This is a genomic window from Pseudomonas sp. P7758, assembly GCF_013386485.1.
Classification (GTDB): domain Bacteria; phylum Pseudomonadota; class Gammaproteobacteria; order Pseudomonadales; family Pseudomonadaceae; genus Aquipseudomonas.
The window spans coordinates 1-426 of sequence record NZ_JACARS010000260.1; the positions used below are offsets into that span (position 1 = coordinate 1).

Genomic DNA, 426 nt, shown 5'->3' on the forward strand with positions numbered 1-426 from the left:
CGGTGTCACCGAAGTGTTCGACTCCAGCAAAGTGCCCGGCGAAATCATGGACATGATGGTGGTCAACACCCAGACCCTCAAGGACAACCCCAAGCTGGGCAAAGCGTTGACCGGCGCCTGGTTTGAAGTGGTGGCGCTGATGAACGCGAAAAACGCCGCCAGCACCGACGCCCTGGAACACATGGCCAAGGCCTCCGGCACCGACCTCAAGGGCTTCCAGTCGCAACTGGACACCACCAAGCTGTTCGCCACGCCCAAGGAAGCCCTGGCCTTCGCCACCAGCGCGCAGTTGCCCGCCACCATGGGCAAAGTCGCCGAGTTCTCGTTTAAACACGGCCTGCTGGGTGAAGGTGCCAAGGACACCAACGCCGTGGGCATGAGCTTCGCCAATGGCGTGACCCGCGGCGACACCGCCAACCTCAAGCT

Annotated in this window: 1 pseudogene; it reads left to right on the top strand. The window is 62.4% G+C overall.

The window, feature by feature from the left end:
• Positions 1-426 (top strand): annotated as a pseudogene (locus HX873_RS31345) (lipid kinase); the annotation flags it as partial.